This window comes from Streptomyces blastmyceticus, from assembly GCF_039521185.1.
GTDB lineage: Bacteria > Actinomycetota > Actinomycetes > Streptomycetales > Streptomycetaceae > Streptomyces > Streptomyces blastmyceticus.
In genome coordinates this window covers 88,442-110,845 of the sequence record NZ_BAAABW010000008.1, presented here as the reverse complement: position 1 = coordinate 110,845, position 22,404 = coordinate 88,442, and the positions used below count along the sequence as shown (strand labels likewise).

Below are 22,404 nucleotides of genomic sequence, written 5' to 3'. Positions count from 1 at the left end.
GTCGGGTTTCTCTGGGTAACAAGAGGCAACTGTGGCTGGAAAGAGGGGTTTGAACCCGTCGGCCCAAAGTGCTTACCGTCATGACCGCTCGCCACCGCGAGCACCACGGTCGCCACGCCGAATCCTGCCGGCGACCGGCGGAGTCGTCGCGAAAGCGCCGTAGGCAGGAGCGGGGGAACCAAGGTAGGCGCCGGAACGGCCCGCAAGGACCGGGACGGCTAGGGGTGAAGCCGAGTGTGCTCGCACACGAGGCCGGGCGAACTCACAGCCCGAACCCGACAGCTCACCTCGTAGGCGTCGGTGAGGAAACGACTCATGTCCAAGGGCAAGCACCGTCGTCCGTCCAAGGCCGTCCGCATCGTCACGCTCGCCGGTGTCACCGGCGCCGCGGTCGCGGCCCCGCTGATGATCGCGACCTCCGCGAACGCTGCCTCCGTCTCCACCTGGGACAAGGTCGCCCAGTGCGAGTCCGGTGGCAACTGGTCCATCAACACCGGCAACGGCTACTACGGCGGTCTGCAGTTCTCGCAGTCCTCCTGGAACGCCGCCGGCGGCCAGTCCTACGCCGACCGAGCCGACCATGCCAGCAAGTCCCAGCAGATCGCCGTCGCCGAGAAGCTGCTCGCCATGCAGGGCCCCGGTGCCTGGGGCTGCGCCGGTGCGGGCAACCTGACCTCCGGTGGCGCGAAGGCCGACGTCGACACCTCCGACGACTCGTCCTCCGCCTCCCGTGGCACCTCCACGAAGTCGCACGCCGACCGCAGCGAGCGCCAGGCCGCGCCGAAGAAGACCACCCCGAAGCACGCCGCTCCGCAGGCGCAGACCGCCGACGAGGACGAGTCCGAGGCCGCCCCGGCCCCGAAGCAGACCGCGCCGAAGCACGCTGCCCCGAAGCCCGTGAAGCAGGGTGACGGCGAGTACGAGGTCAAGGCCGGCGACACCCTCTCCAAGATCGCCGACGCCAAGAAGGTCAAGGGCGGCTGGGAGAAGCTGTTCGACCTGAACAAGGACGTCGTGGACAACGCGGACCTGATCTACGAGGGTCAGCACCTGCACCTCAGCTGATCGACAGCTGATCGACGGGTGCGGTGGCTCACGCCGCACCCTCGATGTCCCGCTTGCAGCGGCAGCCCCGCTCCGACGCGTGCCCCGAGCGCGCCGGAGCGGGGTTTCGCCGTTCCCGGGGCCCCGGGAGACGCGGGCCGCGGGCTTCACCGCTGAGCGAACATTGCCGCCGTTCGCCCCGCGATCTGCACGTTTATGCCATTTTTCGCCGCGCACGGCGTCCCGACGGCAGGGTGACCCCCCGCCGCCCGTTAGGCTCGTGCTCGCAGAACTCCAGACACACACGAAGGAGACCCTCGTGCCGTCCATCGACGTCGTCGTAGCTCGCGAGATCCTCGACTCGCGAGGCAACCCCACGGTCGAGGTCGAGGTCGGCCTCGACGACGGCTCCACGGGCCGTGCCGCCGTGCCGTCCGGTGCCTCGACCGGTGCCTTCGAGGCCATCGAGCTCCGTGACGGTGACAAGAACCGTTACCTCGGCAAGGGCGTCGAGAAGGCCGTGCTGGCCGTCATCGAGCAGATCGGCCCGGAGCTCGTCGGCTACGATGCCACCGAGCAGCGCCTGATCGACCAGGCCATGTTCGACCTGGACGCCACCGACAACAAGGGCTCGCTCGGCGCCAACGCCATCCTCGGCGTCTCCCTCGCCGTCGCGCACGCCGCGTCCGAGGCCTCCGACCTGCCGCTGTTCCGCTACCTGGGCGGCCCGAACGCGCACCTGCTGCCCGTTCCGATGATGAACATCCTCAACGGTGGGTCGCACGCCGACTCCAACGTGGACATCCAGGAGTTCATGATCGCCCCGATCGGCGCGGAGTCCTTCTCCGAGGCCCTGCGCTGGGGCGCCGAGGTCTACCACACCCTCAAGTCCGTCCTGAAGACCAAGGGCCTGTCCACCGGCCTCGGCGACGAGGGCGGCTTCGCCCCGAACCTGGGCTCCAACCGCGAGGCCCTCGACCTCATCCTCGAGGCCATCAAGCAGGCCGGCTACACCCCCGGCCAGGACATCGCGCTCGCCCTGGACGTCGCCGCCTCCGAGTTCTACAAGGACGGCTCGTACAACTTCGAGGGCAAGTCCCGCTCGGCCTCCGAGATGACGGACTACTACGCCGAGCTCGTCGCCGCGTACCCGCTGGTCTCCATCGAGGACCCGCTGTTCGAGGACGACTGGGACGGCTGGAAGACCCTCACCGAGCGCCTCGGCGACAAGGTGCAGATCGTCGGCGACGACCTGTTCGTCACCAACCCCGAGCGCCTCGGCCGCGGCATCGAGGAGGGCGCCGCCAACGCCCTGCTGGTCAAGGTCAACCAGATCGGCTCGCTGACCGAGACCCTCGACGCCGTCGAGCTGGCCCAGCGCAACGGCTTCAAGTGCATGATGTCGCACCGCTCCGGCGAGACCGAGGACGTCACCATCGCCGACCTCGCCGTCGCCACCAACTGCGGCCAGATCAAGACCGGCGCCCCGGCCCGCTCCGAGCGCGTCGCGAAGTACAACCAGCTGCTGCGCATCGAGGAGATCCTCGACGACGCCGCGGTGTACGCCGGCCGCAGCGCGTTCCCGCGCTTCAAGGGCTGAGCACCCCGCCTCACGGGCTGACCCCCGCGGGGAAAACCTCCCGGCGACAAACGGCAGCCTCACTACGTCCCCGGCCACGGTCCCGTACCGTGGCCGGGGACGTACGTTCGTAGCGGCTGTCGGGTGACCACGGGGAGGCGAAGTGGCGGGCGACCGGTTCTCGACCGCGGCCAGGCTCAAGGCGCTGGTGCGGGGCCCGCGGGCCCGGGTCTACCGCGCGAGGACCCGCCGCCGCGGCAGGCTCACCGGGCGCGCGGCGCTGCTCGCGCTCGTCGTCTGCTCCCTGGTCGTCGCCCTCGCCTACCCCATGCGCCAATGGGTCACCCAGCGCTCGGACATCGCCGACCAGCGGCACCGCACCGAGCAGGCCCGCAAGCAGGTGCAGCGGCTGCTGGACGAGAAGGCGCGCCTGGAGGACCCGGCGTACGTCGAGCAGCAGGCCCGCGAGCACCTGCACTACCTGCGCCCCGGCGAGACCGGCTACAGCGTGGTCGACGGCAGCGGCGCCGCCCGGCGCCCCAAGGACCAGGGCGCCGCCGACCGGCCCTGGTACAGCAACCTCTGGGACGGCGTGGACCAGGCGGACGCCTCCGGCCCCGCCGCGCCCGGCCGCTGACGGCAGCGCACCCCTACCTCTACTTCCATCGAGATCGAGTACGAGCGAGCACATGGACACCCCTCCTCCGAAGACCGAGCCCACCCAGCCCACCGACGCGGACATCGCGGCGTTCAAGGAGCAGCTGGGCCGCCCGCCGCGGGGCCTGCGCGCCATCGCCCACCGCTGCCCCTGCGGCAACCCGGACGTCGTCGAGACCCAGCCGCGGCTGGAGGACGGCACGCCCTTCCCGACGCTCTTCTACCTGACCTGCCCCCGGGCCGCGTCCGCGATCGGCACGCTGGAGGCGGACGGCGTCATGAAGGAGATGACGGAGCGCCTGAAGACCGACCCGGAGCTCGCCGCCGCGTACGAGAAGGCGCACGAGGACTACATCACGCGCCGTGACGCGATCGAGGTCCTTGAGGGCTTCCCCAGCGCCGGTGGCATGCCGGACCGGGTCAAGTGCCTGCACGTGCTCGTCGGTCACTCGCTGGCCGCGGGCCCGGGCGTCAACCCGCTGGGCGACGAGGCGATCGCCATGCTGCCCGAGTGGTGGGCCAAGGGCCCGTGCGTGAACCCGTGCGGAGGCGAGGAGAAGTGACCCGCGTAGCCGCCGTCGACTGCGGCACGAACTCGATCCGTCTGCTCGTCGCCGATCTCGACCCGGCGACCGGTGACTTCACCGAGCTGGACCGGCGGATGCGGATCGTCCGGCTCGGCCAGGGCGTGGACCGCACCGGCCGGCTGGCGGACGAGGCGCTGGAGCGCACGTTCGCCGCGTGCAGGGAGTACGCGGAGGTGATCCGCGACCTCAAGGCCGAGCGGACCCGCTTCGTGGCGACCTCCGCGTCCCGGGACGCGGAGAACCGCGAGGAGTTCGTGCGCGGGATCGTGGAGATCCTGGGCGTGGAGCCGGAGGTCATCACCGGCGACCAGGAGGCGGAGTTCTCCTTCACCGGCGCGACCAAGGAGCTCACCGGCCGCGACGACATGGCCAGGCCGTATCTGGTCGTGGACATCGGCGGCGGCTCCACGGAGTTCGTCGTCGGCGGCGACCACGTGCAGGCCGCGCGCAGCGTGGACGTCGGCTGTGTCCGCATGACCGAGCGTCACCTCGCGGTGGACGGCGTGGTCGCCGACCCCCCGGCGGCCGGCGGGCTCGCCGGGATGCGGGCCGACATCGAGGCGGCGCTCGACCTGGCGGAGGAGACCGTGCCGATCCGCTCGGCGCACACCCTCGTCGGCCTGGCCGGCTCGGTCACCACGGTCGCGGCGATCGCGCTGGGGCTGCGGGAGTACGACTCCGTGGCGATCCACCACGCGCGGATCTCCCTGGCGCAGGTCCGGGAGATCACCGGGATGCTGCTGACGTCGACGCACGAGCAGCGCGCGGCGATTCCCGCGATACACCCGGGCCGGGTCGACGTGATCGCGGCGGGCGCGCTGGTGCTGCAGTCCGTGATGGAGCGGGCGGGCGCCCAGGAGGTCGTGGTGAGCGAGCACGACATCTTGGACGGCATCGCCTGGAGCGTCGCCCGAGAGGGCCGCTGACGGGCCGCGCAGGGGCTCCTGAGGGCCCCTGCGCGGGCCTTCGGAGGGCCTTGCGGGGCCCTCGCCGAAGAAAGTTCGTGAAATCCTTCACATGAAAAATCGGCGCGTTCGGCAAGCGGAAGCGCCGAACTGCCCCGTTTGGGTCGTTCCAAACCTTCGGCGGCCGGAAAGCGTCTGGTATCGGGCGAGTTAAAGAGACGTTTATGCGAGCTGCCGTACGGCAGTGGTCTACCCGGCGGCGATGCCGCAAGCCCAGTTCAGCAGGGGTGACCAACGCATGCGCCGACGCGGTGGTTCCCTTTCGGGGGTATGGCATCGGTCACGGAGGCGGCGGAGTGTAGCAGACCCCTCCCCACTCCTTGTGAAGGGGCTCACGAGCACCCCCGTCCGGAGTGCTGGATACTCGAAACATGAGCACCACGGAGCGTCCACGGATCCTCGTAGTAGGCGGTGGGTACGTCGGCCTGTACGCGGCGCGCCGCATCCTTAAGAAGATGCGGTACGGCGAGGCGACCGTCACGGTCGTCGACCCGCGCTCGTACATGACGTACCAGCCCTTCCTGCCCGAAGCAGCTGCCGGCAGTATCTCCCCCCGCCACGTCGTGGTGCCGCTGCGACGCGTGCTGCCCAAGGCGGAGGTCCTCACCGGCCGCGTCACGACCATCGACCAGGACCGCAAGGTAGCCACGATCGCGCCGCTCGTCGGCGAGGCCTACGAGCTGCCCTTCGACTACCTGGTCGTCGCGCTCGGCGCCGTCTCCCGTACCTTCCCGATCCCCGGCCTGGCCGAGAACGGCATCGGCATGAAGGGCATCGAGGAGGCCATCGGCCTGCGCAACCACGTCCTCGAGCAGCTCGACAAGGCCGACTCGACCACCGACGAGGAGATCCGCCGCAAGGCGCTCACCTTCGTCTTCATCGGCGGCGGCTTCGCCGGCGCGGAGACGGTCGGCGAGGTCGAGGACATGGCCCGCGACGCCGCGAAGTACTACCCGAACGTCAAGCGCGAGGACATGCGCTTCGTTCTGGTCGACGCCGCCGACAAGATCCTTCCCGAGGTCGGGCCGAAGCTCGGCGCGTACGGCAAGGAGCACCTGGAGAGCCGTGGGGTCGAGATCCACCTCTCCACCTCGATGGACTCCTGCATCGACGGCCACGTCGTGCTGAAGAACGGCCTCGAGGTCGACTCCAACACCATCGTGTGGACCGCGGGCGTCAAGCCCAACCCGGCGCTGGCCCGCTTCGGCCTGCCGCTCGGTCCGCGCGGCCACGTCGACACCTCCGAGACCCTCCAGGTCCAGGGCACCGACTACATCTGGGCCGCGGGCGACAACGCCCAGGTCCCGGACATGGTCGGCCGCAAGGCGGGCAACGAGAACGCCTGGTGCCCGCCGAACGCCCAGCACGCGCTGCGCCAGGCCAAGGTCCTCGGCGACAACGTGGTCTCGGGCATGCGGGGCTTCCCGCAGAAGACGTACGAGCACGCCAACAAGGGTGCGGTGGCCGGCCTCGGCCTCCACAAGGGCGTCGCGATGATCGTCATGGGCAAGATGAAGATCAAGGTCAAGGGCCGGCTCGCCTGGTACATGCACCGCGGCTACCACGGCATGGCCATGCCGACCTGGAACCGCAAGATCCGCGTCTTCGCGGACTGGACCCTGGGCATGTTCCTCAAGCGCGAGGTCGTCTCGCTCGGCGCCATGGAGAACCCCCGCGAGGAGTTCTACGAGGCCGCCAAGCCCGCCCCGCAGATGAAGAAGGACGCCCCCGCCGACAGCACGAAGGCGAAGGCTTCCTGACCTCGGGTCACCGCCGCGGCGTCACCGCGGTCAACTTGCCGGAAGGCGTCCACCAATCCGTGGGGTGGACGCCTTCCGGCGTATCCGGTCACGCACCGCCGATCTAATCTGACGGAACGGGACTACCGGACCCGCTCTTGGTGTTTAGGTGTCAGTTGAACGTTTCTCCTGACCTTGCATCATGGAGGTGTGCGACATGGCCGACGCCGCTCGACGGCTCACCACGCTCGTGGAAGACGTACTGGGAACTCCGCTCCCGGTCCGGATCCGCGCCTGGGACCGCAGCGAGTACGGCCCTCCGGGTACCCCCATCCTCGTCATCCGTCACCGCCGCGCCCTGCGCCGACTGCTGTGGAAGCCCGGTGAGCTGGGCCTCGCCCGCGCCTGGGTCGCGGGCGACATCGACGTCGAGGGCGACCTCTACCACGCGCTCGACCTGCTCGCCGGCACCCTCTGGGAGCGCGGCGAGGACCCCGACCGGCGCAGTGGCCTCGCCGCCCTGCTGGCCGCCGCACGCGACCCGCGCCTGCGGTCCGCGGCCGCCGAACTGGCCCGGCTGGGCGGCCCCGGCCTCCCGCCGCGCCCCCCGCGCGAGGAGGCCCGCAGGACCGGCGGCCGCCTGCACACCCCGCGCCGCGACAAAGAGGCCATCAGCCACCACTACGACGTCGGCAACGCCTTCTACGAGCGGGTCCTCGGCCCCTCCATGGTCTACTCCTGCGCCTACTGGGAGAGCCCCGACGGCACCCTCGAGGACGCCCAGCGCGCCAAGCTCGACCTGGTCTGCCGCAAGCTGGACCTCCGGCCCGGGCAGCGGCTGCTGGACGTGGGCTGCGGCTGGGGCTCCATGGTCCTGCACGCGGCCCGGGAGTACGGCGTCAGTGCGGTCGGCATCACGCTCTCCGAGGAGCAGGCCGCGTACGCCCGGAAGCGCGTCGCCGAGGCCGGTCTGACGGACCGTATCGAGATCCGGGTGCAGGACTACCGCGAGATCTCCGACGGCCCCTTCGACGCCATCTCCTCGATCGGCATGGCCGAGCACGTCGGCTCCGCGCGCTACGCGGAGTACGCCGCCGACCTCTTCGCCCTCCTCGTGCCGGGCGGCAGGCTGCTCAACCACCAGATCGCGCGGCGGCCGCTGATGGACGAAGAGGCGTACGAGACGGACGAGTTCATAGACCGTTACGTCTTCCCGGACGGCGAGCTGGCGCCGGTCGGCCGGACGGTGGCGCAGCTGGAGGAGGCCGGGTTCGAGGTCCGGGACGTGGAGGCGATCCGCGAGCACTACGCGCTGACGCTGCGTCAGTGGGTGGCGAACCTGGAGACCCACTGGGACGAGGCCGTGCGCCTGACGTCCCCCGGCCGGGCGCGGGTCTGGCGCCTGTACATGGCGGCCTCCGCGCTGTCCTTCGAGCGCAACCGCATCGGCGTGAACCAGGTGCTGGCCGTGCGCACACCGGAGTCCGGTGTGTCCGGTGTGCCGTTGCGGGCGCGGGACTGGCGCGGCCGAACGGCGTAGAACGCGGAACGGGCCGGAATCGGCTGAGCTCAGCCGATTCCGGCCCGTCCGGGCGGTGGTGCGGAACTACTCCGCCTTGATCGCCGACAGCATGTTCAGCTTCGCGGCCCGGCGGGCGGGCCACAGGGCGGCCAGGACGCCCACGAGGGCGGCCAGCAGCAGGAACACGGCCATCCGGCCCCACGGGAGGACCAGCTCGTACGTGGCCAGGCTCTTGCCGATCAGCTCACCGGCCGCCCAGCCGAAGAACACGCCGAGGCCGATGCCGAGCACGCCGCCGAAGAGCGCGATGACCAGCGACTCCAGCCGCACCATGCGCTTGATGCCCTTGCGGTCCAGGCCGATGGCGCGCAGCATGCCGATCTCCTGCGACCGCTCGAAGACGGACATCGCCAGGGTGTTGACGACGCCGAGGACGGCGACGATCACGGCCATCGCGAGCAGCCCGTAGAGCATGTTCAGCATCAGGCTGATCGCCTTGGCGATGTCGTTGGAGATGTCCTTCTTGTCCTGGATCTGGATGGCGGGGTTGTCGCCGAGGGCCTTGCGCAGGGAGTCCTTGGCCGACTCGCTCGCGCCCGCCTTCGTCTTGACCATGACCTGCGAGTCGTTGACCAGGCTCTGGTGCGGGGCGATGGTCGTGGTGTCGACCATGATGCCGCGTATCAGCTCGTTGCCCTTGTAGATGCCCGAGACGGTGAGCCTGCCCTGCTTGCCGTCCTCGAACGTGGCGTCGACCGTCGAGCCGAGCTTCCAGCCGTGGGTCTTCGCGGTGCTCTCGTCGACGACCGCCTTGCCGGCGGAGAGATCCGCGAAGGAGCCCGCGGTGAAGTCGAGCTTGGTGAGGTCGCCGATGTTCTTGCCGTTGACGCCGGTCAGGAACTCGTGGTCGCCGTCGATCCGGGACGGGGACTGGCGCAGCGGGCTGCTGGCGGTGACCTCGGGGAGGTTCTCCAGCTTCTTGGCGACGTCCGGGGAGAGCGGGGTGCGTCCCGCCATGGAGACGACGTAGTCGGCCTTGACGGCGTCCGTGGCCATCTTGTCGACGGCCTGCTGCACGCTGCCCGCGATGACCGTCAGGCCGGTGATCAGGGTGAGGCCGATCATCAGCGCGGAGGCGGTCGCGGCGGTGCGGCGCGGGTTGCGGACCGCGTTCTGCCGGGCGAGCTTGCCGGAGATCCCGAAGAGGCGCAGGACGGGCGCCGCGGCCGCGATCAGCGGGCGGGACAGCAGCGGGGTGAGCACGAAGATGCCGATGACCAGCAGGCCGGCGCCGAACGCCATGACGGTCTTGCCGTCGTTCATGCCGGTCGAGGCGAGGACGGCGGCGATGCCGGCGCCGGAGAAGATCGCGCCGATGGTGTTGCGCACGACCAGGGAGCGGGTGGTGGCGACGGCGTGCACGCTGCTCATCGCGGCGACCGGCGGGATCTTCGCGGCACGGCGGCCGGGCAGCCACGCGGCCAGCATGGTCACGACGATGCCGACGACCAGGGAGGTGACGACGGTGCCGGGGGAGATGACGAGCGGGCCGTCGGGGACGGTGGCCCCGGCGCCGTTCATCAGGGAGCGCAGACCGGCTCCGATGCCGATGCCCGCCAGCAGACCGGTGACTGCCGCGACCGCGCCGACGACGAACGCCTCGATGAGCACCGAGCGGGTGACCTGGCCGCGGCTCGCGCCGACCGCGCGCATCAGGGCCAGCTCCTTGGTGCGCTGGGCGACCAGCATGGTGAAGGTGTTGGCGATGATGAAGATGCCGACGAAGAGCGAGATGCCCGCGAAGGCCAGCATGCCGGTCTTCATGCCGTCCATGCCCTGGGCGATCGCCTTGGCCTGCTCGTCGGCGAGCTCCTTGCCGGTGGTGGCCTCGGCGTCGCGCGGCAGGACCTTCTCGATCGCGGCCTTCAGGGCGCTCTGGGAGGTGCCGGGGGCGGCCTTGACGTCGATCTCGCCGAACTCGCCGGGCTTGGCGTAGAGCTTCTGCGCGGTGGCGGTGTCGAAGAGGGCGAGGCTGCCGCCCGCGGAGACATTGCCGTCGTCCGTGGTGAAGACGCCGGTCAGCTTCTTCTCCAGCACCGGGCCGTCGACCGAGAGCCGGACCGTGTCGCCGACCTTGTAGCCGCCGCGGTCCGCGGTCTTGGCGTCGAGGGCGATCTCGCCGGTGGCCCGGGGCGCGCGGCCGTCCTTGAGCGGGTAGCGGGAGTCCTTGCCGTCGGCGCCGGGGTAGTAGTTGGCGCCGGAGGAGTTGAAGCCCTCGCCGACGAGCTTGCCGTGCTTGTCGGCCACCGCGGCGAAGCCGCCGACCGAGCCGGTCGCGGAGGCGGCGCCGGGCACCTTGCCCGCCTGGTCGAGCAGGTGCTGGGTGAGCTTGGGAGCCTCACCCGGCTTGCCCTTGTCGCGGTCCGCCGTGTGCGGCTGTATCGCGACGTCGACGTGGTCGAAGCCCTTCTGGGAGCTCTTCTGATAGGCGTCGGAGATCGTGTTGGTGAAGACCAGGGTGCCGGAGACGAAGGCCACGCCGAGCAGCACGGCGAGTACGGTCATCAGCAGCCTGGCCTTGTGCGCGAGCACATTGCGCAAGGCGGTACGGAACATGGGCGGTCAGTCCTGGGGGAGTGGGCTGGCGTGAGCTGGCGGTGCGGGCTGCGTGATCAGCTCGTACGGCCCTTGGCGTCGAAGCGCTTCATGCGGTCGAGGACGGCGTCGGCGGTGGGGCCGTGCAGCTCGTCGACGATGCGGCCGTCGGCGAGGAAGACGACGCGGTCGGCGTAGGAGGCGGCGACGGGGTCGTGGGTGACCATGACGACGGTCTGGCCCAGCTCGCGGACGGAGTTGCGCAGGAAGCCGAGGACCTCGGCGCCGGAGCGGGAGTCGAGGTTTCCGGTCGGCTCGTCGGCGAACATGATCTCGGGCTTGCCGGCCAGGGCGCGGGCCACGGCCACGCGCTGCTGCTGGCCGCCGGAGAGCTGGTTCGGCCGGTGCTTCAGGCGCCCGGAGAGGCCGACGGTGTCGACGACCATGTCCAGCCACTGCTGGTCGGGCCTGCGGCCGGCGATGTCCATGGGGAGCGTGATGTTCTCCAGGGCGGTCAGGGTCGGCAGCAGGTTGAACGCCTGGAAGATGAAGCCGATCTTGTCGCGCCGGAGGCGGGTGAGCTTCTTGTCGTTGAGTGTGGTCAGCTCGGTGTCACCGATGCGGGCGGATCCGCGGGAGACGGTGTCGAGGCCGGCCATGCAGTGCATCAGCGTGGACTTGCCGGAGCCCGAGGGGCCCATGATCGCGGTGAACTCGGCCTGCCGGAACTCCACGGAGACCGAGTCCAGCGCGACCACCTGGGTCTCGCCGTGTCCGTAGACCTTGGTGAGATCCGTGGCGTGGGCCGCCACCGCGGTCGGGCGGGCGGCGGTCTGGACGCCGAGGGGGGAGCTGGAGGGGTGCACGGTGGAGCGCTCCGATCGGGACGGGGTGCGGGGGACTTACACCATCGTCCGTGGTGGAACGCCCCGGGGGATCAGCCCCAGCTACCGTTCCCGGGGCAGACCACGGAGGTATCCGGGAGGGGCCGCCTCCTCCTTGGGTATGACGGGGACCCCGACCCCGCGGGGTCGTAGGGGCGTCGAGATTGCGACAATTCCGGTCGGCGCCGGGGGCGGGGCACGGAGCAGGCGGTATCGGCCCGTGGCATGTGCCTTTGACGCGGTTCTTGCGCTGATGCACCCTCAGTTGCCAATAAAATAAGACAACCTCGGGTCCTCGTTCCGCTGTTTGGGGGGCGCTCCCGGGCTAGGCTCGTCCTGCTCTCCTTGTAAGACAGGCTCGCGCGCCCACCCGCTCGCACGCCCGAGAGCCCTGCCCGGATGGTGGAATGCAGACACGGCGAGCTTAAACCTCGCTGGCCCTTCGGGCCGTGCCGGTTCAAGTCCGGCTCCGGGCACTCTTCTGCTTCATGGCGCCCACTCTCCGTAGGGAACCGACTGCCCCCGGTTCTCGTTCTCCCCCAGAGGCAGGGGAGAAAAGATCGTCCCCCGGTACGAGCCCGTTCCTTTGCCCAGCCATTACCCTGGTTCGCAAGGCCGCGCACGGTGGCCATGGAGGAGTGAGATGAGGAGCAGCAACCCGGTCTTCTCGCGAGGGTGGCGCGACAGCAACGGCCACGCGGGCTTCAACGCCGGGCCGCAGGCCGGGACCGCGGCCCAGGGCAACCCGTACGCGGGCAACCCCTACGCGCAGCCCACCAACCCGTACGCACAGGGCGGGCCGGACCTCCGGCAGGGCGCCCCCGCCCAGCCGGGCCGGATGACGATGGACGACGTCGTCATGCGTACGGCGATGACGCTGGGCCTGGTCATCGTCGGTGCCGCCTTCGGCTGGGCCACCGACCTGCCTCCGATGCTCGGCTTCGGCGCCGCCATCGTCGCGGCGGTGCTCGCCATCGTCCAGACGTTCAAGGCGACGCCCTCCCCGGCGCTGATCCTCGGCTACGCCCTCTTCGAGGGTGTCTTCCTCGGCGTCGTCAGCAAGGCGTACAACCACTACGCGGACGGCGCCCCCGTGCAGGCGGTGCTGGGCACGATGGCGGTCGCCGTCGGCACCCTCATCGCCTACAAGACCGGTCTGATCCGGGTCAACAACCGCTTCTACCGCGTGGTGACGGCCGCCGCCATCGGCTTCTTCCTGCTGATGATGGTCAACCTGCTGTTCGCCGCCTTCGGCGGCGGTGACGGCCTCGGCCTGCGCAGCGGCGCGCTCGGCATCGGCGTCGGCGTCATCGGCGTGCTGCTCGGTGCGGCGTATCTGGCGATGGACTTCAAGGAGATCGAGGACGGCGTGCGCTACGGCGCCCCCCGCCCCGCCTCCTGGAAGGCCGCCTTCGGCCTCACCATGTCGCTGGTGTGGATCTACCTGGAGATGCTGCGCCTGGTCTCCATCCTCAACGGCGACGACTGACCCCACGGGGCGGTCGGCGACAGCTGACGAAGGGCCCGGGAGCCACCTGACAGGTGGCTCCCGGGCCCTTCGCCGTGGGTGCCCCGTTGCGCGCCGTCGTGTCTGTGTCGGGGGTGACCTGGAGTGCGTACGTCCGCTACCGCAGCTTGCGTGCCGCCCGCCGGAGGTCGTACTCGTGGACTATGGCCTTGGCGTGGCCATATGCGAGGTCGTGCTCTCCGCGCAGCCAGCTGACCTTCTCCTCGAAGCGGAGGAGGGAGGGGCCTTCTTCGACCGTGCGCAGCCAGTCGGCGACTTCACGGCCGGTGCAGTGGGGGATTCGGGAGAGCAGGTTCCGGTGGGTCTCGTCGGAGAAGACGTGGGACATCGGCGCCTCCGGACGCGTCGGATGATGGTCCTTCCTGTCACCGTGCCTGAGTGTTCAGACGTTGGCAACAGTCCGTCCACAGCGCATAGGCTCACGTCGTGGATGATGTGACGCCTCTTCTGGCCGCCGTGGACGGTTTCGCCGACCGGCTGCGTGCCCTGCCGCAGTCCCGCCTGAGCAGGGGGGCCGCCGCGGAAGCGCTGGCACTCGCTCGCGAGTTGGCGGCGTGGACCCAGCGGATCGAGGAACCGGAGGTCACCGAACCGAGGGAAATGCCGGAAGCGGGCATGTTCGCGGTCGCCGACCAAGTGGCCGTCGCCGGTCACGATTTGGCCGAAGCGCTCACCGCGCGCGGCGGAAAGCCGCTGCCCGACGGGGTCGGCGCGGCCGAGGCGACCGCGCTGATCGAGGCCGCGGCGCAGCGCTGCGGGCTGTGACCGGGGCCGCCCGCTACAGCGAGGCGATGACGCGGTCGGCGAGGACGTAGATCCGCTCCGCCGCGCAGCCGAACGTCAGGGAGTACGCGCCGGACACACCGGAACCGCCCAGCAGCACCGGTGCGTCCCCGGCGCGCAGCGCGTCCGCGAGGCGCTCGGCGGTCTCGCGGTGGCCGGGGGTCATGCAGATCGTGGTGCCGTCGGCGAAGACGTAGACATCGAGGGTGCCGAGCGGGCCGGGGCGCACGTCGGTGAGCGGAATACGGGCGTCCGCGAGCTCGGTGAGCCGCTCGACGGTGCTCTCGTGGTCGCCCACGAGCGGCACGGGGGTGAAGTCGGGGTGCGAGGGGTGGCGGCGGCGCGCGGCGGCCAGCTCCGGGGACTCCGCCGCCTCGGCCTCGGCCGCCGGGTCGAGCGGCTCCAGCCCGACGAAGTCGGCCTGCCGGGGCAGATACGGACCGCCGTACGGGCCCTCGGGGGCCGTCAGGTCGTCGCCGAACCCGGGCAGCCCGCCCAGCAGCGACGGGGCGTCGGCGGCGGTGCTGAGGTCCCGGCTCTCCTGGGCCGCCCAGAAGGCGCGGGCCTCGGCCAGCTCCCGCTCCCGCTCCTCGGCGAGGGCGTCGGCGACGGCCGCCCGTATCTCGGAGAGCTCCGCGGCGGGCGCGGTGCGCGCGGCGGGCACCGGGGCGGGGGCGCGCCGGTCGGCACCGGCGGCGGCCGCGAGGTCGGCACGCAGGGCGCTGATCTGCCGGCGGAGGCCGCGGGTGCTGTGCAGGGCGGCGGCTCCCGCGGCCGTCGCCGTGGCAGCGGCCAGCAGCAGGGCAAGGTTCATGGCGCTCACTGACGTACTCCCGGTTGCTATGGATCCCCCAGATTCCTACCTCAGCTTCGCGGCCCGCGCCGTACGGCCACAGTGCAAAACGTCATGAAATGGACGGGACTTAAGGCCCGGACGTTGTCCCTTCAACATCCCTGACCTGGGGAAACGAATCGCCCTCACGACGTTGGTCACATCATGGGGGCGATTCGGTCACGTTCACATACGGAATGCCGCGTGACTGTTCGTGATCAGCTCAGTCGCGCGTATTTTTCGGCCGCGTCTTCGCTTCGCTTCCGCTGCGGGCAGGTGCCGCCCTCGTGCCTCGGGCGACCCCTACCCTCCGCTGCAGCTCAGCTCAGCCGCTCGATGACCATCGCCATGCCCTGGCCGCCCCCGACGCACATCGTCTCCAGGCCGAACTGCTTGTCGTGCCACTGGAGCGAGTTGATGAGCGTGCCCGTGATGCGGGCGCCGGTCATGCCGAAGGGGTGGCCGACCGCGATCGCGCCGCCGTTGACGTTGACCTTGTCCAGGTCGGCGCCCAGCGCGCGGTAGGAGGGGATGACCTGCGCCGCGAACGCCTCGTTGATCTCGATCAGGTCGATGTCGCCGATGCCGAGCCCGGCCCGCCGCAGCGCCTGCTCGCTCGCCGCGACCGGGCCGAAGCCCATGATCTCGGGGGAGAGGGCGGAGACGCCGGTGGAGACGATCCGGGCGAGGGGGGTGAGGCCCAGCTCGCGCGCCTTGGTGTCGGACATGATCACCAGGGCGGCGGCGCCGTCGTTCAGCGGGCAGCAGTTGCCCGGGGTGATCAGGCCGTCGGGGCGGAAGGACGGCTTCAGGCCCTGGACGCCCTCCATGGTCACGCCCGCGCGCGGGCCGTCGTCCTTGGATACGACCGTGCCGTCGGGGGTGGTGACCGGGGTGATCTCGCGCTCCCAGAAGCCCTTCTTGATGGCTTCCTCGGCGAGGTTCTGCGAGCGGACGCCGAACTCGTCCATCTCCTGGCGGGTGATCCCCTTCAGGCGGGCCAGGTTCTCCGCGGTCTGGCCCATCGCGATGTACGCGTCCGGAACCAGGCCGTCCTCGCGCGGGTCGTGCCACTCTCCCCCAGCTACCGCTGGGGGTGCCCCCATTCCCCCCTGCTCGGCGCGGGCCGCCGTGCGGGCCTCGGCCTCGGCGAAGAAGGGGTTGTGGCTGCCCGGCATGCCGTCGGAGGAGCCGTTGACGCTCCGGGAGACCGTCTCGACGCCCGCCGAGATGAAGACGTCGCCCTCGCCGGCCTTGATGGCGTGCAGCGCCATCCGCGAGGTCTGCAGCGACGAGGAGCAGTAGCGGGTGATCGTGCAGCCGGGCAGGTGGTCCATGCCCATCTGCACGGCCACGATCCGGCCCAGGTTGTGGCCCTGCTCGCCACCGGGCAGGCCGCAGCCGAGCATCAGGTCGTCGATGTCGCGCGGGTCGAGCTCGGGGACCTTGGCGAGGGCGGCCCCGATGATCGTCGCGGTCAGGTCGTCGGCCCGCATGTCCTTCAGCGAGCCCTTGAAGGCGCGACCGATCGGGGAACGGGCGGTTGAGACGATCACGGCTTCGGGCATCACGGCTCCAGGGGCGTGAGAAGGCTGGACTCTCATGGAAGTTACCCGCGCGTAGGTCCGTGGTCACGAGCACGTCACTGTGATGCGGACCTCTTTTCTAAGCGTACGCTTTCCGCTGGGTGCGGTTTGGGCGTGTGGCTCTGGGCGCGGGTCCGTTGCCGCCTGCGGCGGGAGCGCCCTGCGGGGTCTGGGGCGGAGCCCCAGGGAGCTAGCCGCGCGTCGCGCGGGACCAGACGTGGTGCGGGGTCGCCTCCGTGTGAGACGGCAGGCGACGCCGCTTGCGGTGCTTCAGCAGTGCCCAGCGCCCACGCGCCGCCGTCACCTCCGTACCACCTTCCGCGGCCGCCTCCGCCGCCGCACGGGCCACCGGCAGGATGCCCTCGCGGCGCGCCGCGTCCGGCCGTTCCTCGTCCTCCGGCCACAGGCCGAGCGCCGCGCAGAGCGTGGGGAGGACGGCCATGGCCGCCGTCGCATAGCCCTCGGCGGAGGGGTGGTAGTTGTCCGGACCGAACAGCTCCCGGGGGTTCTGCTCGAACTCGGGCCCCAGCAGGGCGCCCAGCGAGACCGTACGGCCCCCGGCCTCCAGCACCCCTATGGTCTGCGCCGCCGCCAGCTGCCGGCTCTGCCGCCGGGCCACCCACCGCAGCGGCTGGTAGACCGGCTCGATCGTGCCCAGGTCCGGGCAGGTGCCCACCACGACCTCGCAGCCGGCCTCGCGCAGCCTGCGGACGGCGTCGGACAGCAGGCGTACGGAGCGGGCCGCGGGCATCCCGTGGGTGACGTCATTGGCGCCGATCATGATCACGCATACGTCGGGGGCGCGCTCGCCCTCCTCGACCAGCAGGGTCACCTGGCGGTCCAGGTCGTGCGACTGGGCGCCGGACAGCGCCACGTTGCGCAGCTGCACCGGCCGTTCGGCGACTGCCGCGAGCCCCGAGGCCAGCAGCGCCCCGGGCGTCTGGCGGGGCCGGTGCACGCCCTGGCCCGCGGCCGTGGAGTCGCCGAGGACGCCCAGCAGCAGCGGCTCCCGGCCCAGCCGGTGGACGAAGGCGGAGCCGTAGCGGCCGTCCGCGTGCGGCGGCGGCTCGTGCCGCCCGCCGACGATCCGCCGGGCCAGGCGCGCCTCCGTGAGCAGGATCCCGAACGCGGTGGCGCCCAGCAGCCCGATTCCGCCGCCGCCGTACGCGGCGGCCGCCGCGATCCGCCGTGCCGCGCTGGCCCTCGACATGGTCCCGTCACCTCCTGTGCTGGTTCTTTCCCCGCCCCGCCCCTTCCCGTAACCGGGGCTCCGCCCCGGACCCCGAAGCACGCTTCGCGCGCTGTCCTCAAACGCCGGACGGGCTGATTTCAGCCCGTCCGGCGTTTGAGGACAGCACCCGGCAACGAAGATCCACCCCGTACCCGCCCAGCGGCCACCGCACCCGCATAGGCTGGAGATATGGGCACGCGACCGACCGCTAGTGCCCCCGACCGCGGAGATCACCGTGCAGTATCACGATTCGATGATTGAGCTCATTGGCAATACCCCGCTGGTGAAGCTCAACAGCGTGACCGAAGGCATTCAGGCCACTGTCCTTGCCAAGGTCGAGTACCTCAACCCCGGTGGTTCGGTGAAGGACCGCATCGCCGTGCGGATGATCGAAGCCGCGGAGAAGTCCGGGGAGCTCAAGCCGGGCGGGACGATCGTGGAGCCGACCTCCGGCAACACGGGCGTGGGTCTTGCGATCGTGGCCCAGCAGAAGGGCTACAAGTGCATCTTCGTCTGCCCGGACAAGGTGTCCATGGACAAGATCAATGTGCTGCGTGCCTACGGTGCGGAGGTCGTGGTCTGCCCGACCGCCGTCGACCCCGAGCACCCCGACTCGTACTACAACGTCTCGGACCGTCTCGTCCGTGAGACGCCCAACGCCTGGAAGCCCGACCAGTACAGCAACCCCAACAACCCGCTGTCCCACTACGAGACCACCGGTCCGGAGATCTGGGAGCAGACGGAGGGGAAGATCACCCACTTCGTCACGGGCGTCGGCACCGGCGGCACCATCAGCGGCACCGGCCGCTATCTGAAGGACGCCAGCGGCGGCAAGGTCAAGGTCATCGGCTCCGACCCGGAGGGCTCGGTCTACAGCGGCGGTTCGGGCCGTCCGTATCTGATCGAGGGCGTCGGCGAGGACTTCTGGCCGACCGCCTACGACCAGTCCGTCGCGGACGAGATCGTTCCGGTTTCCGACAAGGACGCCTTCCAGATGACGCGCCGCCTCGCCAAGGAGGAGGGCCTGCTGGTCGGCGGCTCCTGCGGGATGGCCGTCGTCTCCGCGCTGCGCGTCGCCGAGCGGCTCGGCCCGGACGATGTCGTGGTCGTGCTGCTGCCCGACAGCGGCCGCGGTTACCTCAGCAAGATCTTCAACGACGAGTGGATGGCCAACTACGGCTTCCTGGACGAGGGCGGCGCCACCGCCCGCGTCGCCGACGTGCTCAAGCGCAAGGACGGCGAGCTCCCGTCGCTGGTGCACATGCACCCCGAGGAGACCGTCGGCGAGGCCATCGAGGTGCTCCGCGAGTACGGCGTCTCGCAGATGCCCATCGTCAAGCCGGGCGCGGGCCACCCCGACGTGATGGCCGCCGAGGTCGTCGGCTCGGTCGTCGAACGGGAGCTGCTGGACGCGCTGTTCACCAAGCGCGCCTCGCTCTCCGACCCGCTGGAGAAGCACATGTGCGCCCCGCTGCCGCAGGTCGGTTCCGGCGAGCCGGTCGCGGACCTGATGGCCGTGCTCGGCACCGCGGACGCGGCGGTCGTGCTGGTCGAGGGCAAGCCCAAGGGCGTGGTGAGCCGTCAGGACCTGCTCGCCTTCCTCGCCGAGGACGCGAGCGCCGCCGCGGCCAAGTAGGCCCGCACCGCCGCCGCGTGGGCCGCCGCCGTCAGGTGAACGGCAAGAGGCGCAGGCGATCCGTAAAGGGTACGTATGCGTCACGCGCCCGCAGCACGGACTTAACAACGGTCCGGCATATTGAGGGGTGTCGGCAGGGAGAACGCTCCCGGTCGGCGCCCCGAATGCGGCGGCAGGACCTCCGGAGCGGCTCCCGGACTCCACAGCCGTCCGGATACGGAGGACCGGCCCAGGCCGGGGCCCGTGTCCTCGCGGGGACCGCCGTCGTCCCGACCCCGGCCTCGGCCGGGGTGCGGCGGTTCCCGCGCTTCTCACTTCCAGTCGGAGTCCTGGTCCCGCTTCTGCCGGCCCGGCCAGGGGAACGCCCCCGACACGTTCAGGGCGTTGATGCCCACGATGCCCGCCCAGCACACCAGCAGGCCCGGCAGGTGCGCGTTGAGCACGGCGATGGCGGACAGCGGGATCGCCAGCACCAGCGAGATCGCGGCGAAGCCGAAGCGCTCGCCGAAGCTGCCGATGCCCGGGTCGCCCGCCCCGGTGCGGACGCCGCGGGCGACGCTCATCTGCTGTTCCGCGAGGTGCCTGCGCACGCGCCGGTCGATCGCGTCGCCGAGCTTGGCGTCGACCTTCTCCAGGAAGCTGTCGACCAGCTCCTGCTCGTACTCCGGGCCCAGCTCCTTGCGGGTCTGGAGCGTCGTGTCGAGTTCCTTGCGCAGTTCGGTCCTGAGGTCAGGGTCATGGGCCGTCATGGCTATGACGATACGGTCGGAGCGGCCCCGCGTCGCTGGGGCCAGCACCCGTATCCGCAGTGGGGGATGTCCCCGGGCCTCCCCCGGACCGCCCCCGTGGAAGGAGCAGTACGTGCACGGACCGACCGTACCCCTGCTTGCGTCCCTGACCGCCGGGGCCGACTCCGCCGACGCCCTCACCGTCGCGGGGCGCCCCTGCTCGCGCGAGGAACTGCTGGGCGCCGCCCGCGCGGTGGCCGCCCGCGTCGCCGGCGCGCCCTGTGTGGCCGTGCAGGCGGAGGCGACGCTGGAGACCGTGGCGGCCGTCGTGGGCGGCCTGCTCGCCGGTGTGCCCGTGGTGCCCCTGCCGCCTGACGCCGGGCCCGCCGAACGCGACCACATCCTGCGGGACTCCGGCGCCGCGCTGGTGCTGGGCCCCGGGGGAGACGTTCCCGTCGACATACGGGAGCGGGCCGACTGGACCGGCCCCGAGGCGGACCCCGCGGCCACCGCCCTGATCCTCTACACCTCCGGCACCACCGGGTCCCCCAAGGGCGTCGAGATCCCGCGCGCGGCCGTCGCCGCGGGCCTGGACGGGCTGGCCGAGGCCTGGCAGTGGAGCGCCGATGACACCCTCGTGCACGGCCTGCCGCTCTTCCACGTGCACGGCCTCGTCCTCGGCGTGCTGGGCGCGCTGCGCACCGGCAGCCGTCTGGTGCACACCGGCCGCCCGACCCCCGAGGCGTACGCGGCGGCGGGCGGCAGCCTCTACTTCGGCGTGCCGACCGTGTGGTCCCGCGTCGTCCGCGACCCGGCCGCCGCCCGCGCGCTGGGCACGGCGCGGCTGCTGGTGTCGGGCAGCGCCGCGCTGCCCGCGCCCGTCTTCCGCGACCTGGAGAAGCTCACCGGGCAGCGGCCCGTCGAGCGCTACGGCATGACCGAGACCCTCATCACCCTCTCGACCCGCGCCGACGGCGAGCGCCGCCCGGGCTCGGTGGGCCTGCCGCTGCCGGGCGTGCGGACGCGGCTCGCGGAGACCGAGAACGGCATCGGCGAGCTGGAGCTGTGCGGGCCGACGCTCTTCACCGGCTACCTGGGCCGCCCGGAGGCGACCGCGGCGGCGCACACGGCCGACGGCTGGTTCCGCACGGGCGACATCGCCACCGTCGAGCCGGACGGCATGCACCGCATCGTGGGCCGCGCCTCCACCGACCTCATCAAGTCCGGCGGCTACCGCATCGGCGCGGGCGAGGTCGAGAACGCGCTGCTCGACCACCCGGCCGTGAGCGAGGCCGCCGTCGTGGGCGTCCCGCACGACGACCTCGGCCAGGAGATCGTCGCCTATGTCGTGGCCGAAGGGGTGAGCGAGCGGACGCTGATCGACTTCGTGGCGGGACACCTGTCCGTGCACAAGCGGCCGCGGCGCGTCCGCTTCCTGGAGGCGTTGCCGCGCAACGCGATGGGCAAGCCGCAGAAGAAGCTGCTTCCTCCTATGTGATCCGCCCATGTGATCGCTGTGTGAGTCCGCCCGTGCGAGACGCGCGCCCGTCCCGGGCCCTGCATAATTCCATGCAGAGCCCGGGATCGGTGAATGGCCGATGTGGTCCGGGACCGCGCACCGCCGACGACCGATGGAGGGCCCGATGAGCGACAACGGAGGCGAACCCGAAGCCACCGCACGGCTGCAGAAGCTCTTCGAGGGCCACCGGCTGACCCCCACCCAGCGGCGCATTGCCCACTGCATGGTGCGGCGCTCCGCCGACGCGCCCTTCCTCTCCAGCGTCGAGCTCGCCGAGCTCGCCGGCGTCAGCCAGCCGTCCGTGACCCGCTTCGCCGTCGCCCTCGGCTTCGACGGCTATCCCGCGCTCCGCCGCCACCTGCGCGACGTCGTCCCCGCCGCCGCACCGACCGGCGACAGCTCGTACAACGAGTACCAGCAGGCCGTCCAGGCCGAGATCGACAACCTCCGCCACCTCTCCTCGCTGCTCGCCGACCCCGGGCCCGTCGCCCGCGCCGGACAGCTGCTCGCCCGGTCCCGCCCGCTGCCCGTGCTCGGGCTGCGCGCCGCCACCGCGCAGGCCGCCGGGTTCGCCTACTTCGCGCGCAAGGTCCACCCCGACGTGCGGCTCCTGGACGAGGGCGGCACGCTGCTCGCCGACCGCATCGACGCGGCCGTGCGCGCCGGGGCGAGCACCCTGCTGTGCTTCGCGCTGCCCCGCCACCCGCGCGAGGTCGTCGAGGCGCTGGAGTACGCGCGGGGCGAGGGGCTGGCGGTCGTCACCGTCGCGGACTCCACCTTCGCCCCCGTCGCCCGCCACAGCGACCTCCTACTCCCCGCCGCCGTCGGCACGGGCCTCGCCTTCGACACCGCGTGCGCGCCGATGCTCCTGGGGCGGGTGCTCCTGGAGTCCATGTGCGACGCGCTGCCGGACGCGCAGGCGCGGCTGGAAGAGTTCGACGCGAAGGCGGCGGCGCGGGGGCTGTTCGTCGAATGAGGGCTTCCGTACG

Annotated in this window: 19 protein-coding genes, 1 tRNA gene and 1 riboswitch; of the genes, 13 read left to right on the top strand and 7 right to left on the bottom strand. The window is 71.3% G+C overall.

What is annotated here, in order from left to right; translation table 11 throughout:
• Window positions 1-145 precede the first annotated feature (145 nt).
• Window positions 146-312, top strand: a riboswitch (cyclic di-AMP (ydaO/yuaA leader).
• Between the two features lie 3 nt (window positions 313-315).
• The 7 genes from ABD269_RS06770 (at window position 316) to ABD269_RS06740 (ending at window position 8,111) form a co-directional block, all read left to right on the top strand.
• Window positions 316-1,065, top strand: coding sequence for a transglycosylase family protein (locus tag ABD269_RS06770; RefSeq protein ID WP_344116943.1), 750 nt, complete (start codon window positions 316-318; stop codon window positions 1,063-1,065).
• 298 nt (window positions 1,066-1,363) lie between these two features.
• Window positions 1,364-2,644: a phosphopyruvate hydratase gene (gene eno / locus ABD269_RS06765; protein WP_301886967.1), complete on the top strand. Its 1,281-nt coding sequence runs from the start codon at window positions 1,364-1,366 to the stop codon at window positions 2,642-2,644.
• Between the two features lie 142 nt (window positions 2,645-2,786).
• Window positions 2,787-3,260: an FtsB family cell division protein gene (locus ABD269_RS06760; RefSeq protein WP_301886968.1), complete on the top strand. Its 474-nt coding sequence runs from the start codon at window positions 2,787-2,789 to the stop codon at window positions 3,258-3,260.
• 52 nt (window positions 3,261-3,312) lie between these two features.
• On the top strand, window positions 3,313-3,843 hold the full coding sequence (locus ABD269_RS06755) for a DUF501 domain-containing protein (protein WP_301886969.1): 531 nt from the start codon (window positions 3,313-3,315) through the stop codon (window positions 3,841-3,843).
• Entirely contained in the window at window positions 3,840-4,793 is a 954-nt protein-coding gene (locus ABD269_RS06750; protein ID WP_344116942.1) for a Ppx/GppA phosphatase family protein, read from the top strand. Before ABD269_RS06755 ends, ABD269_RS06750 begins: the two co-directional genes overlap by 4 nt.
• A gap of 410 nt (window positions 4,794-5,203) precedes the next feature.
• A complete protein-coding gene (locus ABD269_RS06745; protein ID WP_301886971.1) occupies window positions 5,204-6,592 on the top strand; it encodes an NAD(P)/FAD-dependent oxidoreductase in 1,389 nt (462 codons plus the stop codon).
• A gap of 196 nt (window positions 6,593-6,788) precedes the next feature.
• Window positions 6,789-8,111 (top strand): class I SAM-dependent methyltransferase, encoded by a 1,323-nt coding sequence (locus ABD269_RS06740; RefSeq protein WP_344116941.1) that lies wholly within the window; start codon window positions 6,789-6,791, stop codon window positions 8,109-8,111.
• Between the two features lie 66 nt (window positions 8,112-8,177).
• Here the strand turns inward: ABD269_RS06740 and ABD269_RS06735 are convergent, their stop codons facing one another.
• The gene (locus tag ABD269_RS06735; RefSeq protein ID WP_344116940.1) at window positions 8,178-10,709 is read right to left on the bottom strand and encodes an ABC transporter permease; all 2,532 of its coding nucleotides are present in this window, start codon (window positions 10,707-10,709) and stop codon (window positions 8,178-8,180) included.
• A 56-nt stretch (window positions 10,710-10,765) separates the two neighbouring features.
• Window positions 10,766-11,554, bottom strand: coding sequence for an ABC transporter ATP-binding protein (locus ABD269_RS06730; protein ID WP_301886974.1), 789 nt, complete (start codon window positions 11,552-11,554; stop codon window positions 10,766-10,768).
• A gap of 411 nt (window positions 11,555-11,965) precedes the next feature.
• Between ABD269_RS06730 and ABD269_RS06725 the strand changes: the two genes are divergently transcribed.
• Window positions 11,966-12,048: transfer RNA gene (locus tag ABD269_RS06725), tRNA-Leu, on the top strand.
• Between the two features lie 167 nt (window positions 12,049-12,215).
• Window positions 12,216-13,061: a Bax inhibitor-1/YccA family protein gene (locus tag ABD269_RS06720; RefSeq protein ID WP_301886975.1), complete on the top strand. Its 846-nt coding sequence runs from the start codon at window positions 12,216-12,218 to the stop codon at window positions 13,059-13,061.
• Window positions 13,062-13,197: 136 nt separating this feature from the next.
• Here the strand turns inward: ABD269_RS06720 and ABD269_RS06715 are convergent, their stop codons facing one another.
• Window positions 13,198-13,428 carry a DUF4287 domain-containing protein gene (locus ABD269_RS06715; RefSeq protein ID WP_116212146.1) on the bottom strand — a complete coding sequence of 77 codons (231 nt, stop codon included), beginning with the start codon at window positions 13,426-13,428 and terminating at the stop codon, window positions 13,198-13,200.
• A 98-nt stretch (window positions 13,429-13,526) separates the two neighbouring features.
• Between ABD269_RS06715 and ABD269_RS06710 the strand changes: the two genes are divergently transcribed.
• A complete protein-coding gene (locus ABD269_RS06710; protein WP_301886976.1) occupies window positions 13,527-13,865 on the top strand; it encodes a hypothetical protein in 339 nt (112 codons plus the stop codon).
• A gap of 13 nt (window positions 13,866-13,878) precedes the next feature.
• Here the strand turns inward: ABD269_RS06710 and ABD269_RS06705 are convergent, their stop codons facing one another.
• From ABD269_RS06705 to ABD269_RS06695, 3 genes are all read right to left on the bottom strand, one after another.
• Window positions 13,879-14,706: a hypothetical protein gene (locus ABD269_RS06705; protein WP_344116939.1), complete on the bottom strand. Its 828-nt coding sequence runs from the start codon at window positions 14,704-14,706 to the stop codon at window positions 13,879-13,881.
• Between the two features lie 329 nt (window positions 14,707-15,035).
• Entirely contained in the window at window positions 15,036-16,283 is a 1,248-nt protein-coding gene (locus ABD269_RS06700; protein ID WP_344116938.1) for an acetyl-CoA C-acetyltransferase, read from the bottom strand.
• Between the two features lie 208 nt (window positions 16,284-16,491).
• On the bottom strand, window positions 16,492-17,511 hold the full coding sequence (locus ABD269_RS06695; protein ID WP_344116937.1) for an SGNH/GDSL hydrolase family protein: 1,020 nt from the start codon (window positions 17,509-17,511) through the stop codon (window positions 16,492-16,494).
• 256 nt (window positions 17,512-17,767) lie between these two features.
• On the opposite strand from ABD269_RS06695, the gene ABD269_RS06690 reads away from it, so the two are divergent.
• Entirely contained in the window at window positions 17,768-19,168 is a 1,401-nt protein-coding gene (locus tag ABD269_RS06690; RefSeq protein WP_301886980.1) for a cystathionine beta-synthase, read from the top strand.
• A gap of 311 nt (window positions 19,169-19,479) precedes the next feature.
• Here the strand turns inward: ABD269_RS06690 and ABD269_RS06685 are convergent, their stop codons facing one another.
• Entirely contained in the window at window positions 19,480-19,917 is a 438-nt protein-coding gene (locus tag ABD269_RS06685) for a hypothetical protein (protein WP_344116935.1), read from the bottom strand.
• Window positions 19,918-20,029: 112 nt separating this feature from the next.
• Between ABD269_RS06685 and ABD269_RS06680 the strand changes: the two genes are divergently transcribed.
• Complete coding sequence (locus ABD269_RS06680; RefSeq protein ID WP_301886982.1) at window positions 20,030-21,394, top strand: acyl-CoA synthetase; 1,365 nt, start codon at window positions 20,030-20,032, stop codon at window positions 21,392-21,394.
• A 145-nt stretch (window positions 21,395-21,539) separates the two neighbouring features.
• Window positions 21,540-22,391, top strand: a complete 852-nt coding sequence (locus tag ABD269_RS06675; protein ID WP_344116934.1) for a MurR/RpiR family transcriptional regulator — start codon at window positions 21,540-21,542, stop codon at window positions 22,389-22,391.
• The last annotated feature ends 13 nt before the right edge of the window (window positions 22,392-22,404 follow it).

Coding starts and splice junctions, on each gene's coding strand:
- ABD269_RS06755 (WP_301886969.1), top strand. CDS start 3,313: ATGGACACCCCTCCTCCGAAGACCGAGCCCACCCAGCCCACCGACGCG.
- ABD269_RS06715 (WP_116212146.1), bottom strand. CDS start 13,428: ATGTCCCACGTCTTCTCCGACGAGACCCACCGGAACCTGCTCTCCCGA.
- ABD269_RS06770 (WP_344116943.1), top strand. CDS start 316: ATGTCCAAGGGCAAGCACCGTCGTCCGTCCAAGGCCGTCCGCATCGTC.
- ABD269_RS06735 (WP_344116940.1), bottom strand. CDS start 10,709: ATGTTCCGTACCGCCTTGCGCAATGTGCTCGCGCACAAGGCCAGGCTG.
- ABD269_RS06695 (WP_344116937.1), bottom strand. CDS start 17,511: ATGTCGAGGGCCAGCGCGGCACGGCGGATCGCGGCGGCCGCCGCGTAC.
- ABD269_RS06685 (WP_344116935.1), bottom strand. CDS start 19,917: ATGACGGCCCATGACCCTGACCTCAGGACCGAACTGCGCAAGGAACTC.
- ABD269_RS06740 (WP_344116941.1), top strand. CDS start 6,789: ATGGCCGACGCCGCTCGACGGCTCACCACGCTCGTGGAAGACGTACTG.
- ABD269_RS06745 (WP_301886971.1), top strand. CDS start 5,204: ATGAGCACCACGGAGCGTCCACGGATCCTCGTAGTAGGCGGTGGGTAC.
- ABD269_RS06675 (WP_344116934.1), top strand. CDS start 21,540: ATGAGCGACAACGGAGGCGAACCCGAAGCCACCGCACGGCTGCAGAAG.
- ABD269_RS06700 (WP_344116938.1), bottom strand. CDS start 16,283: ATGCCCGAAGCCGTGATCGTCTCAACCGCCCGTTCCCCGATCGGTCGC.
- ABD269_RS06720 (WP_301886975.1), top strand. CDS start 12,216: ATGAGGAGCAGCAACCCGGTCTTCTCGCGAGGGTGGCGCGACAGCAAC.